Source organism: Synechococcus sp. WH 8016, from assembly GCF_000230675.1.
Lineage (GTDB): Bacteria > Cyanobacteriota > Cyanobacteriia > PCC-6307 > Cyanobiaceae > Synechococcus_C.
The window spans coordinates 593303-606167 of record NZ_AGIK01000001.1; the positions used below are offsets into that span (position 1 = coordinate 593303).

At 51.0% G+C, this 12865-nt stretch carries 13 protein-coding genes; 6 read left to right on the forward strand and 7 right to left on the reverse strand.

Annotation, left to right across the window (positions count from 1 at the left end):
• Nucleotides 1-23: 23 nt before the first annotated feature.
• From SYN8016DRAFT_RS03070 to aroA, 3 genes are all read right to left on the reverse strand, one after another.
• Nucleotides 24-335: a hypothetical protein gene (locus SYN8016DRAFT_RS03070; protein WP_253909772.1), complete on the reverse strand. Its 312-nt coding sequence runs from the start codon at nt 333-335 to the stop codon at nt 24-26.
• A 90-nt stretch (nt 336-425) separates the two neighbouring features.
• A complete protein-coding gene (locus SYN8016DRAFT_RS03075) occupies nt 426-1334 on the reverse strand; it encodes a tRNA (5-methylaminomethyl-2-thiouridine)(34)-methyltransferase MnmD (RefSeq protein ID WP_006852789.1) in 909 nt (302 codons plus the stop codon).
• 7 nt (nt 1335-1341) lie between these two features.
• Nucleotides 1342-2661, reverse strand: a complete 1320-nt coding sequence (gene aroA, locus SYN8016DRAFT_RS03080; RefSeq protein ID WP_006852790.1) for a 3-phosphoshikimate 1-carboxyvinyltransferase — start codon at nt 2659-2661, stop codon at nt 1342-1344.
• A gap of 455 nt (nt 2662-3116) precedes the next feature.
• Between aroA and SYN8016DRAFT_RS03085 the strand changes: the two genes are divergently transcribed.
• A complete protein-coding gene (locus SYN8016DRAFT_RS03085; protein WP_141561326.1) occupies nt 3117-3671 on the forward strand; it encodes a helix-turn-helix domain-containing protein in 555 nt (184 codons plus the stop codon).
• 324 nt (nt 3672-3995) lie between these two features.
• Nucleotides 3996-4529 (forward strand): ferritin, encoded by a 534-nt coding sequence (locus SYN8016DRAFT_RS03090; RefSeq protein ID WP_006852792.1) that lies wholly within the window; start codon nt 3996-3998, stop codon nt 4527-4529.
• Nucleotides 4530-4795: 266 nt separating this feature from the next.
• Here the strand turns inward: SYN8016DRAFT_RS03090 and SYN8016DRAFT_RS03100 are convergent, their stop codons facing one another.
• Nucleotides 4796-5389 (reverse strand): Crp/Fnr family transcriptional regulator, encoded by a 594-nt coding sequence (locus tag SYN8016DRAFT_RS03100; RefSeq protein WP_006852794.1) that lies wholly within the window; start codon nt 5387-5389, stop codon nt 4796-4798.
• 428 nt (nt 5390-5817) lie between these two features.
• Between SYN8016DRAFT_RS03100 and SYN8016DRAFT_RS03105 the strand changes: the two genes are divergently transcribed.
• Nucleotides 5818-7458, forward strand: coding sequence for an iron uptake porin (locus SYN8016DRAFT_RS03105; RefSeq protein WP_038013720.1), 1641 nt, complete (start codon nt 5818-5820; stop codon nt 7456-7458).
• Between the two features lie 118 nt (nt 7459-7576).
• On the opposite strand, the gene SYN8016DRAFT_RS03110 is transcribed toward SYN8016DRAFT_RS03105, so the two are convergent.
• Both SYN8016DRAFT_RS03110 and SYN8016DRAFT_RS03115 read right to left on the reverse strand, forming a co-directional pair.
• Nucleotides 7577-7816 carry a hypothetical protein gene (locus tag SYN8016DRAFT_RS03110; RefSeq protein WP_006852796.1) on the reverse strand — a complete coding sequence of 80 codons (240 nt, stop codon included), beginning with the start codon at nt 7814-7816 and terminating at the stop codon, nt 7577-7579.
• 65 nt (nt 7817-7881) lie between these two features.
• A complete protein-coding gene (locus SYN8016DRAFT_RS03115) occupies nt 7882-8544 on the reverse strand; it encodes a Fe2+-dependent dioxygenase (RefSeq protein WP_006852797.1) in 663 nt (220 codons plus the stop codon).
• A 106-nt stretch (nt 8545-8650) separates the two neighbouring features.
• Here SYN8016DRAFT_RS03115 and SYN8016DRAFT_RS03120 point away from each other — a divergent pair, with 106 nt between their 5' ends.
• A complete protein-coding gene (locus SYN8016DRAFT_RS03120; protein WP_006852798.1) occupies nt 8651-9655 on the forward strand; it encodes an extracellular solute-binding protein in 1005 nt (334 codons plus the stop codon).
• Here SYN8016DRAFT_RS03120 and SYN8016DRAFT_RS03125 read toward each other — a convergent pair.
• Nucleotides 9630-11189 (reverse strand): UbiD family decarboxylase, encoded by a 1560-nt coding sequence (locus SYN8016DRAFT_RS03125; protein WP_006852799.1) that lies wholly within the window; start codon nt 11187-11189, stop codon nt 9630-9632. The two genes, SYN8016DRAFT_RS03120 and SYN8016DRAFT_RS03125, sit on opposite strands and share 26 nt — an antisense overlap.
• Before the next feature lie 65 nt (nt 11190-11254).
• On the opposite strand from SYN8016DRAFT_RS03125, the gene SYN8016DRAFT_RS03130 reads away from it, so the two are divergent.
• Both SYN8016DRAFT_RS03130 and SYN8016DRAFT_RS03135 read left to right on the forward strand, forming a co-directional pair.
• Complete coding sequence (locus tag SYN8016DRAFT_RS03130) at nt 11255-11995, forward strand: 2-phosphosulfolactate phosphatase family protein (protein ID WP_006852800.1); 741 nt, start codon at nt 11255-11257, stop codon at nt 11993-11995.
• Between the two features lie 47 nt (nt 11996-12042).
• Nucleotides 12043-12864, forward strand: coding sequence for a carbon-nitrogen hydrolase family protein (locus tag SYN8016DRAFT_RS03135; RefSeq protein ID WP_006852801.1), 822 nt, complete (start codon nt 12043-12045; stop codon nt 12862-12864).
• The last annotated feature ends 1 nt before the right edge of the window (nt 12865 follow it).

Genomic DNA, 12865 nt, shown 5'->3' on the forward strand with positions numbered 1-12865 from the left:
CTTAGTCCTTAACAACAAGCCAATTAACGTTCATCGATCGGGTCAGGCCAGATCTTCTTACATCCTGGATCTCGGGTTAAGGCGGTGGCCTTCACCTGCTCCAGATTCAGATGGCCGATTTGATGGCCTTCAATCAATAGCAGCAAGCGATTTAAGGCCTGCCGACCCTGATCAGGTTGAAGCCAACCGAGGCCGTAATACGTGCACGTGGCATTCAGCCAACCTTGGGCCTCACCGCGCAACTTAATCTCCAAATCGTCGAGAGCAGGAATCGCGACCGAAGGCGTGGCAGAGAGCAGACACGTTGCGACAACCACCATCACAAGCTTGCGCAATGGAAAACCTGCTAAAGACTCAGTATGAACGCGTCCATTCAACGAGCCTTTTCCTCCAAGGCCGGAAGACGAAAGCCAACCTCAGCATCGTCACTGCGCTGCAGGATCTCTCCACTTTCGCTGCCATGCACTGGTGCTTGGACGATCAGCGAAAGCCTGTTCTTGTTGGCGGCGATTCAAAATCAACGCAGCTGCATCCGTACCGGTGGGATCTCGGTAGGGCACCCCGGCACAGGTCTGTAGATGCTCTTCTTCCATCACGCTCAAACCACGCCAACCAGGTCCGATTGCGGGACAAGGCTGATGATCATCGCTAGGGCGTAACGCCAAGGTTCCCGCACTCCAGCCTGAACCTTCCCTTGATTTCGGTAAAAGCGAGCGCAAGCCAAGACCGGCATGGCGCAGGCTATTTCTAACGGCTGCTGCTCTGCAATAGGTCAGCAACCGTCCACTAGGGGCAAGCAAATCTGCAAGGCTCTGCAGAAATTCCTCACTCCAGAGCTGGGGACATTTGCTCGGCGAAAAAGCGTCTAAAAAAATCAAATCGAACCGACCATCCGCTGGCAATTGCCGAAGCTGCTGACGCGCATCGCCCCAGAGCATCTGAACAGACTGCTGACGATCCGAATCCTGCCAGCAGCCCTCAGCAGAAAGTGCCCCTAAGCAAGCCACAACGTGAGGAGGCCAAAGGGCTTGGAAGGTCGGCTCAGCCAGGGCCAACCGCAAAGGAGATCGATCGAGTTCTAACCCCCAACATTGCAAGCTTGGACCACCTCGGTGGGGAAGCGCCGACATCAGAGCAGCCGTGTTGTATCCCAGCCCAAAGCAAACGTCTAAAACGCGCAAATCCCTGCCATCAGGAAAGCGATCCAGCTGGGCTGGCAGAACAAACTTGCTGTTCGCTTCTTCGAGGGCACCGTCAGAACTATGGAAGCTTTCGGCAAAGCTGTCGCTATGCAAACTGAAGCTTCCGTCTGCGGTAAAGCGAGCACTCAGCACAGAGGGGTCAGCAACGCAATCTCTCGAGATCGTCCCAAAAATTGGGATAACTCACAGCCGCTGCTTCGCTGCGGCTCAACCTTGAATGCCCCTCGGCCATCAAACCAGCAACCGCCAGGCTCATCGCCACACGATGATCGGTCTCACTATCCAATTCAGCACCCTTCAGGGACTGACCGCCTCGAATCGTCAAACCATCCGGATCCTCATCGATATCGGCGCCCATCGCTTTGAGTTGCCTCGCCATCACAGCCAGTCGATCCGTTTCTTTCACACGCAACTCAGCAGCACCGCTGATACGACTTTCACCATCACAAAAACAAGCCGCCACACTCAGGATTGGAACTTCATCCACCAAACGGGGCATGATCTCTTCTCCAAACTGAAAAGCCTTCAGGGGACCGTGGCTCACCTGAAGATCACCCACAGGTTCACCGGCAACATCACGCCGATTCAAAACCTGAACAGAAGCACCCATCAAGTCCAAAACTTCGAGAATGCCAGTGCGCGTGGGATTTAAGCCCACATTTTCCACCGTGATATTGGCTCCAGGAACGAGGGCACCAGCCACGAGCCAGAAGGCAGCCGAACTGATATCGCCTGGCACCACAACATGTTGTCCCTTCAAGGTGGCGCCTGGTCGCACCACAATGTGACGACCCATCTCACCACCCACTTCAAGGTCAGCACCAAAAGCTTTGAGCATGCGCTCGCTGTGATCTCGAGAGGGCGCTGGTTCGATCACGCTCGTTGCTCCCTCAGCGGTGAGGGCAGCAAGCAAGATGGCAGATTTCACCTGGGCGCTGGCCACAGGTGTTCCCACCACAGCACCTCTCAGCCTTTGACCTTGAACAGAAAGCGGGGCCAAATTCCCGTGGTCGCGCCCGCGCACATCGGCCCCTAATAAAGACAAGGGTTGTCCAACCCTGTTCATCGGACGACGACGGAGTGAGGCATCACCGGTCAACACAAAATGGCGACCCTGCCTGCCGGCGAGCAGACCAAGCATCAGCCGCATCGTGGTTCCGGAATTGCCGCAATCGAGAATCTCTAAAGGCTCTTGCAAACCATCGAGACCAACGCCCTCGATGGTCACAATTTCACCACTCTGAATAGGGGAAATCGTTGTCCCCATCGAGCGCAAACAGGCAGCCGTGCTAATCGGATCCTCAGCGGGCAAGAGACCTTCAATGGTGGTTGTGCCCTCTGCGATGGCGCCAAAGAGGAGCGCACGATGAGAAATGGATTTATCTCCTGGAACGCGGACCCGGCCACGGAGGCTGCCACCTGCCTTCAGATCCCTTGGGGAGCCATTTGATCCAGACACCGTTGAACAGCCTGTGGTTGATTGAAATCAATCCTATTAGCTCATTCTTCAAACGCTCTGGACTCGAGTTGAAGTTGTCACCAAGGCTTGGTGCAAACAGCAAAAGACACGCCTAAGCACACACAAACCCCTATTTAAAATAATCCGAGAAAGAGATAAAATATCAACAACAGCGAGCCCCATTGAAGAGCCAGAACAAAATCAGAAGCAATCAAATGGGATCAAACGTGCTAAAGATTTAACCAACATTCAGCAAGAAGATCAACGAGGATCAAAAGAATGGAGAACAACAGTTAAGCCCAAGCAAAAGCCATTACACACAGAAATCATTTTATACAATCTCGTGATTCATTTGATAGCCATTGGCGCAAATAAAATAGATAGAGTCAGCAGAACAGAGAAACAGACATCCATTGCATTGCCTCAAAAGAGGTCAGAGTTTAGATATCACGTTGTTGGATCTTGATGAGACCAAAGCCGCTAGTTACATACACATAAAAGAAGGGGTCGTACAAGTCTGCCTCGTCTCAACAATCAATCACGAGCTTTTCCCGATTGGATTTATTGGGGCAGAGTCTATGAAGATAGAAAAAGTCAGGCTAGGGGAGTATTCACTGCGGCTAGAAGCCTTAAACAGAGTAAAATTTCAAATTTCACCCAACGACGGTTGCAGCAAAGAAACAGATTCTGTCTTTAATAATCGTTGGCTTTTGATATTATGCATGATCAAGTCATCAATGCAAATCGAATTTCGCATCAGTCGTTTAATCACAATCCTAATCTATTATTTCGGAAAAAGGGGCAAAGAAAATTACACCCTTCCATTCGAGTTAAGCCATTCACAAATCGCCTTATTAGTCGGCTGCACCCGCTCCACTGTTACACGACAAATAGGGTTAATGAAAGAAAAGGGACTCGTCAGCTCTGACAAAAGAAACAAAGAAATCCTCGTCAGCGAACGATTAATGAAGCAAGAATCTATCTTTATTGAGCATCTACAGTGGATGTAATCAACCTCGACCACATTTGCAATGGCCACCCTTCCATTTAGAACATTTGGATTTTTTACAGCCCTTTTTCTTGCTAAAAAGGGTAACGCTTGAAACCCTTTTTGTAATTTTTTCAATGCCAAGTCCTTCCTGAGAACCCTGAGGTCTTGCCATTCGTACCGTGTTGAGACTGACTCTCATTATACATGGTCGAAAGCGCACAAATGAATCAGAACTGCTTGACGAAATAGTCAAAAAAGTCAATAATTCGAAGGTGCTTTTTGATTCGTAGGAATGTTCAATATGTCAACAACAAATTCACCGATACAGAGTTCAACCGAAGTGATGGCAGGCCCTAACGGACGTGCATTGGCCGAATCCATGAATCCAGATTTGCTCAGCGCCATTCAGCAACATATTTCGATGGAGAGGCATGCCTCCATTACCTACTTAGCGATGTCGATTTGGTGCGCGGAACGAGAACTGGCAGGGTGTTATCAGTTTTTTGATGCCGAAGCGAAAGACGAACAGTCGCACGCCGTGCATTTCACTCAATATTTGATTGCTCGAGGTCAGTCCAACAATCTGCAATCACTGGAGGCACCACGGCAAACCTGGGAGAATTTAGTCTCGTTGATGGAAACAGCCTTTCAGATGGAAGCCGACACAACGTCGTCGATCCAAAGCGTGTACGCAATGGCTGAACGCAATAGCGATACCAGAACAACCGTGTTCCTAGACCCATTGATGGAAGCCCAAATCCAATCCGAAGATCAATTCGCTTATTTACTTGGACGAGTAAAGTTCGCGAATGGTGACCCCACAGCTTTGCTCGTGATCGACAACGAATTAAGAGCAGGTCAAACGCAACGAGGTTGACCTCCGGAGTGCTCGTTTGTTTTGCTCATAGAGCAAACGAGCACCGAGGGGAAGGTGCTCAAGATCAAGAGCATCAAAAGTCTTATATATTTCTTCGAGTCTCTGATGAATCATCTCCATATCATCCTTTAAACGCTGTTTCAATGATGGACTGATGGATTTAATGATGCGTTCAATGGCAATGCACTGATAATTCGCTAAATGTTCAACCTCATGACTCAACGTAAGCATGAGGCTTTCACTTGTATTGCAATGCATCGGATTCATTAAAAGCCCAGAGGACTGGATTCAATGAATTGGGGAGACAGCTTCATGGTGGCTTCTCCGGAATGAGTCACCAACATTTCACCATTGCGCAGCTTGGAGATTAAACGCGTAGACGTCACTCTGGTGGATCCAATCAATTCACCAATTCGATCGTGAGTGAGACGAAAAGGAAGATTGCACCATTCTCCATAGCGCTTCCCTAGCCGATTCACCAACAGACTCAACAAGGCATGAAGCCTCTGTTCTGCCTGCCCTAAATGACGGATTCTCAGGAGTTGCAACGTCCACTCATTCACGGAGTCATAACCATTCGGAGACGGCTCCATCGATTTGGTCTCGATCCTCAAAGGCGTCATCGCCTCCACGCAAATACCGTCACTGCATAAGCAATCCGTTCTGAGCTGATCGCCCGTCTGCAAGAAGGCAAGGGTCATTCCCTCTGTTTCTTCACAGGGGCAATACACCCTGGCAATACCCTCGAGCACATTCAATTTCATGCACTCGCTGCGTCCGTGCGTGTCAACAAGCACGGTTTGCCCCGTGGGGATTTGGATCGAAGACGTGGGGTCGTCTGGCAGAAAGCGGAAGCTCACGGAGTGGATTAAACGCTAATGAGAATTGATAGCAATATACCCGAATTTGAGCCCTTCTGCAATCGATTCTCAATAGCGTTACCTTGTTGAAGAGGATTGTGTGCGAATTCGACCCTTCCTGCCCCAAAACGACTGCATTTTCCTCTTGCCATCACGAAGGCAACTGCCACAAGCGCAGCCAGAGCCATCAAAGACGCTCTAAGAATGAATTTTGTATTGTCCAATTCTCAAATAAATAGCCACGTCATTGTCTAGCCACTGAAACAGACTTGCCAAGGCACGTAACAAATGGCACGTAAAAATGTGCCTTTTGACAAAAAGAATAGTGCTGTACAGGGGGAGAAAGTGTCATTTTTTTATCGCAACATCAGGAAAGAACAATTAAATTTCTGTCGACGCATTTTGCGTCCACTTATGTGAGGATCATTTTGAAACGTTTCCATCAACTGCTGGTGGCCCCAGCGGCCCTGGGCCTTTTGGCTCCTGTGGCTGCTAATGCCACTGACTTCAAAGCGACTGAGCTGAACATCAACGCTGTTTCTGACTACGCCGCCAGCTCTGCATCGAACAGCCGCGAGCAAGTCACCAGCATCACTCAGTTTTCCGACGTTTACCCAACCGACTGGGCTTATCAGGCTCTTAGTAACCTGATCGAGCGCTACGGCTGTGTGGCTGGTTACCCCAACGGCACCTATCGCGGTAACAGGGCGATGACCCGCTATGAAGCGGCTGCTCTGTTGAACGCTTGTCTCGACCGCGTCACCGAAGTGACCGACGAGCTGAAGCGCCTGATGAAAGAGTTCGAAAAGGAACTCGCCATCCTCAAGGGCCGTGTTGACGGTTTGGAAGCTCGCGTTGGCGAACTGGAAGCAACTCAGTTCTCCACCACCACCAAACTCACCGGTAAGGCCGAGATGACCATTGGTGCCACAACCTATGGAGGGGATGAAACCAATTCCCTTCAAGATGAAGATGGAAATTATTTAGGCGACACGGGAACAACGTTCTCGTATCGCACCACCCTCAACCTCAATACAAGCTTCACCGGAAAAGATCTGCTCTACACCCGCCTGAGAACGGGTAACTTCAACAACAACGCATTCTCTGGCAGCGGTTACACCGGTAAGCAAACACAAATCGAAGCATCCAAGAGCAGCGCAAACAGCCTGAAGGTGGACAAGCTTTGGTATCAGTTTCCCCTAGGAAACGATTTCCAAGTGTTTGCTGGCCCCCTGATCGAAAACTATTACATGCTGGCCGCCACTCCTAGCGTTTACAAGCATGTGCTTAAGCAGTTCAAGCTCGGTGGCTACTACGGTGCCTACGGCGCGAGTACATCACCTGGTGCAGGGATCAACTGGATCAGCAACAGAAATGCTAATTACCTCGATCCTAAGTTCAAAGTTAGCGCCAACTATGTCGCTAAAAATGGCACCAAGAGTGATCCCAATGATGGTGGTATCGCAGGCGATCGTTCCAAAGGGAAGTTCCTTAGCCAAATTGCCTACGGAACACCCTCATGGCAAGTCTCTGCTGCCTATGCCTATTCCCAGGCAGGCATGACTGTTGGTGGCGGTGGTACCAAAGCTGGACTAAATAAAGGTGGTTATTCTGATGCCAATCAGTTCAATTTAAATGCTTACTACCAGCCCTTAGACAGTGGTTGGATTCCTAGCATCAGTGTTGGTTGGAGCATCACCAGCTTCAACAACAAAGAGGGTTTTGATGCTGGTGATGTCACGCAATCTCAAGGTTGGCTTGTTGGTCTTAACTGGCAAGATGCCTTCATGCGTGGCAACCGCTTAGGGTTTGCTGTGGGTCAACCTCAGTTCGCGACAGCTCTGAAAAATCAGGGTAAAGATGGCAATGGATATGCAGACGATGGCAACTATGCTTTCGAACTGTATTACGACTTCCAGGTCACCGATAACATCACCGTGACGCCTGCTTTGTTCTACTTGAGTCGTCCGTTCGGCCAACAAACAGGATCGAGTGCCTCCACGGGTGGCACTGGTGCCGACACCTTCAGTACCCTGGGTGGTCTGGTCTTGACAACATTCAAGTTCTGAACCATCAATCGCTTGTTTAGTCTCAAGGAGGGGTTAACCCTCCTTTTTTGATGATTTATTTCCATGAAAAAGGAGGGTTGAATAAACCCTCCTACAAAGCCCTCTAGCAGGCTTCGCCTTACCAGCAATTCTCACCCTCACCAATGGGAATACAAATATCTTGCTCTGCGGCTTTTTTAGCTGCGGCCTTGGCATCAGCATCTTTTTTAGAGGCTGCATCAAGATCTTGGTCCGTGGACCATTCCTGAAGGCCTCCGCCGGGCGCTTGATCCGCCTGAACGGGTTCCACGCTTGCTAGCTGACCTGACAATGCAGCTGCACTAGCAAGAAAGATGGAAAGAGCCGTCGTCTTTTTCATGAGATTGGTGCATCCACTTCAGCTTACTGAACAGAATGCAATGGCCCGAATCTTTTTATACATGCCTAGCCACCTAATCTCCGTAACAGATTGGTGTAGGCCAAGAAGATCAAATCAAGTTCGTCACTACGACCGTGCTTTGCCAAAACCGCTCGCGCACCACTTTCCAGCTGAAACAAACAAAGGCGATCATTTTCAGCCTGCACATAACTCTCAATCCAACCCACACAAACCGTGCGAACACCTCTCGTGACAGTACAAACGCGATGCAACGATGTACTTGGATAGATCACAATTTCACCCTGCTTAAGCCTGATCGGAAATGACTCAGAAATACTATCGATCTCCAGCTCACCACCCTCATACCTCGTGTCATCCGTTAAGGAGAGCGTAAAAGATAAATCACTTCTTCCACTGCTCATATAGGCATTATCAACATGGGTGTCATACCCACCTTCCTTTTCTGTTTTTGTAATTAAGAATCGGTGAAGCTTGCGAGGAAGGCAAAATCCTTTCACGACTGGATGGTTCCACATGGCATGTTCGACACGCTCATGGATGTCTTTTCGCAATGGAGAATCGTAGATAATTTGTAAATTTCTTTTTCCTCCCTTCGCGTGAGCACCAGCTGTGAGTGAACCATCCTGCCATTCTGCTTCCTGAGCAAGTTTCTCAAGCAAGTTTTCACAGGTTTCTTGGTCAAGTAATGGCAAGCGCAAATGATTCATTGTTCAGCCCTTTCATCTCTGGCATGGTTGACGAGCATGGTCATGTGACAAATGATTCGGTTGCATCCCAACAGGCTCCTATAATAAAAGATGCTGCTTTATTGAGATGAAACGTTTTTTGTTTCTCACATCTCTTTTGCCACTCGTTCTTCATACACCAGCACTTGCGGCAGGAGAAGTGAGAGTGTATTCAGGTCGTCATTACAATACTGACCGTCAAGTTTATAAAAAATTTTCAGATCAAACCGGCATTAAGGTTCGCTTAGTGGAAGCCTCAGGGATTTCATTGGTTCAAAGGCTAAAAAGTGAGGGAAAAAACACAAAGGCAGACGTTATCATTTTAGTTGATGCTGCACGCATCAACAATGCAGCCAATGCTGGACTCTTTGGAACCATTCAATCGTCGTCTTTAAATAAATCTGTTCCTTCTCGTTATCGAGATCCCAAGAAAAGATGGTTTGGTCTAACGCGACGCGTACGCTCGATCATCGTGAATCCAGCCATCGTTGCCCCATCCTCAGTGACATCATATGCAAAACTTGCAAGCCCATCTTTAAAAGGCAAAGTATGCCTAAGAAAGCGTAAGAATGTGTACAACCAATCACTGGTTGCTGATCAATTAGCACTGAAAGGGACTGGCAAGGTTAAATCTTGGCTAAAGGGTCTTACCCGCAATGTGAGCCAGCCCTATTTTGGCGGCGATATCGGATTGATCCGTGCTGTTGCCCAAGGCCAGTGTGGCGTTGGAATTGTGAATCACTACTACCTGGCACGCATGCGAGCAGGAGTTAACGGAAAAAAAGATCAACAATTTGCCAACAAAGTTAAAATCGTAATGCCAAAACCTGCTCACGTTAATATCAGCGCTGCAGCGATTTCACGCTATTCGAACAACAAAAAAAATGCGATTAAATTGATTGAATTTCTAGCATCTCCTCAAGGAAGTTCTGGGCTAGCTGGACCCACCTATGAGTTCCCACTTAAAGGGGCTGGAGGATCAACGTACTTGAAGGGAATGACAAAATTCACTCCTGATCGGGTCACGATTTCGCAGCTAAGTAACTACAACAAACAAGCTATCCAGCTCATGACCGAGGCTGGATGGAAATAAGCTTGTCCAATACATAACCAAACAAGGCAGGATCTGGTTCAGCATGATCCAGATCTGCCAAGCCAAGCTCCTCGAGCCGGTCCGATACTTGTTGCTCCAACTCCGCTGGTCGGCTTAAGGGTTCACCCCATTCATGATTCTTCTCAGGTCCGATCTTGGTGGTGGCATCAACGGCCATTCTTCCACCAAGTCCGAGTTGTTCGCTAGCAAAATCGAGCGTATCAAAAGGAGTATTTTCTAAGACAAATAGGTCTCTCTGAGGATCCACTTGGGCAGCAATAGCCCAAACAACCTGACGGGGATCCCGCACATTGATGTGCTTATCAACCACGACAACAAACTTCGTGTAAGTAAATTGCGGGAGAGCACTCCAGAAAGCCATCGCAGCTCGTTTGGCCTGACCTGGATAGGCTTTATCAATAGAAATAACTGCCAATTTATAACTTAGCGCCTCCATTGGCAGGAAGAAATCTCTGATTTCAGGGATTTGTTGACGCAAAATTGGCGTATAAATTCTGTTTAAAGCAATGGCCAGCATCGCCTCTTCTTTCGGTGGCCGGCCACTGAATGTGGTGAGAAAAATCGGCGACCGCCGCTGGGTCATGCAGTGGAAACGCACCAAAGGTGAATCCTCCACACCCCCGTAAAAACCCATGTGATCACCAAAGGGGCCATCTGGGCTGACCTCTCCTGGAGTAATCGTTCCCTCTAACACCACCTCACTGCAACTTGGCACCTGCAGATCAATTGTTTTGCAGGGGGTGAGCCGCACTCCCTCCCCTGCATAAATGCCTGCGAACAACCATTCACTGAGTTGCACAGGGATCGGTGTTGCTGCCGCCATCACAAGCAGAGGGTGAACACCAATGGCGATGGCCACCTCCAGCTTTTTGCCCATCGCCGCTGCCTTCCGCAGGTGACGGGCCCCACCACGAACGCTCAACCAATGCACCGTCATGGTGTTCACCGATTGACGCTGCAGGCGATACACCCCCACGTTTGGGACACCGGTTTCCGGATCTTTCGTAATCACAAGGCCCAAGGTGATCACACCACCGGCATCCCCCGGCCACGGTCTGATCAGGGGGATTTGATCGAGATTGACCTCATCTCCCAAAAAGATCTGCTGCCGGCAGGGAGGGGCGAGATCGCGGTCTGGTCGTGCCTTCACCAGGTCCCAAAACACCCTGGCAAATTGCTTGGTCTCCTTGAGGTCTTTTGGAGGCCTCGGTTGCTGAAGGATGGCAAGTCTGGATCCAAGCTCCTCAAGCTGTTCAGCCCGCTCCAGGCCCATGCTCCAAACCACACGCTCCACAGTGCCGAGCGTGTTGACGGCCACCGGCATGCTGGAGCCAATCACATTTTCAAACAGCAGGGCTGGACCACCGGCAGCAAGCACCCGATCAGCAATGGCTGCCAGCTCAAGGTCTGGATCCACGGGTGCCGTAATCCGCCGTAGCTGACCACGCTCCTCCAGCAGCTTGAGAAAGTCCCGCAGATCTCTCGTTCCAGGGCCGGGTCCAATCAAAGCCATGGAGATGAAAGGGTGATCAGGAAGCAATCTCGTTACTGTGACGCACGCTGATCGAGATCGTGGCCATGAAGGTGTCCTATTTCCACGTTGCTGGTGAAGTGCCAGACACCATCAACGGTCCAGAGGGTCCTGACGCCGCTGTTGTGATCGATGTCCTGCGCGCCACCACCACCATTGCCTGGGCGTTGCACAACGGAGCAGAGGCGATTCAAACCTTTGCTGATCTCGATGAACTGCGCTCAGAAGCCAACGCCTGGCCCGAGCAAAAGCGCCTGTTGGTAGGCGAACGGGGAGGGGCAAAGCTCGATGGATTTGATCTCGGCAATTCCCCCGTTTCCGTGGTCCCCGAGACCGTGCAGGGCAAGCGCCTGTTCATGAGCACCACCAATGGCACCCGCTCCTTGCACCGGGTCCGAGAGGTGGCCTGTGTGCTCACGGTGGCCTTGCCGAACCGGGAAGCGGTGGCAAAACAATTGATCCAGGATCAGCCCGAGCAGGTCTGGATGGTGGGAAGCGGCTGGGAAGGCACCTACTCCTTAGAGGATTCCTTAGCAGCTGGTGCCCTCGCCGAATCGCTCCTGGCTGCAGGGGCCAGCGTGGCTAACGACGAAATGCAAGCAGCACTCGCTCTGTGGGCTCAATGGAAAGACAATCCCGAGGCCTGTTTACGGATCGCATCCCATGGACAGCGCTTGATTCGCCTGGGGGATCACGACGCTGATTTCCAACGCTGTGCTGGTCTTGATCAGCTCTCGGTGGTGCCAACACAGGCTGAGCCAGGCGTGCTTCGTGCCGTTTCTGGGTAGCCGGACGGCAATAAGCCAATACCATCTGCCAATCGGAAAGGACGCACGTGAGTGACTTTTTGGCTGCGGCCCTGCAACTCACCAGCACAACTGACCCTGAAAGCAATTTTGCGGCCGCTGAAGAGCAGATCGATTTGGCGGCGCGTCGTGGCGCAGAGCTGATCGCTTTGCCCGAAAACTTTGCCTTCATGGGTGACGACGCGCAGCGACTCGAGCTGGCACCGGCATTGGCTGACCAGGCGGCGCGCTTTCTGGTCACCATGGCCCGTCGCTATCAGGTCGTGATCCTGGGTGGTGGATTCCCCGTTCCTGTCGGTGATGGCCAACGCCACTTTCAAAGGTCACAGCTGGTAGGCCGTGACGGTCAAGTGCTGGCTAGTTACGACAAGATCCACCTCTTTGATGTGGACCTCCCAGACGGGAGCTCCTATCGGGAATCAGCGAGCTTCAGCCCGGGGACATCCCCCCCACCCGTCGTGGATGTGCCTGGACTATGTCGGGTGGGGCTGTCCATTTGCTACGACGTGCGCTTCACTGAGCTCTATCGCCACCTCGTTGGAGCCGGAGCTGAGTTGTTAATGATTCCCGCTGCCTTCACAGCCTTCACAGGGAAGGACCATTGGCAAGTTTTGCTCCAATCACGGGCGATCGAAAACACGGCCTACGTGCTGGCTCCAGCCCAGACAGGCGTGCACTACAAGCGACGACAGAGCCACGGGCATTCCCTGGTGGTTGATCCTTGGGGCACGGTGTTGTCCGATGCCGGGGTGGCTCCAGGGGCCGCCATCGCTCCCATTGACCCCAGCCATCTCCAGCGCATTCGCGGGCAGATGCCGAGCCTGCAGCACCGCCAACCCTCGCTGTTCTGAA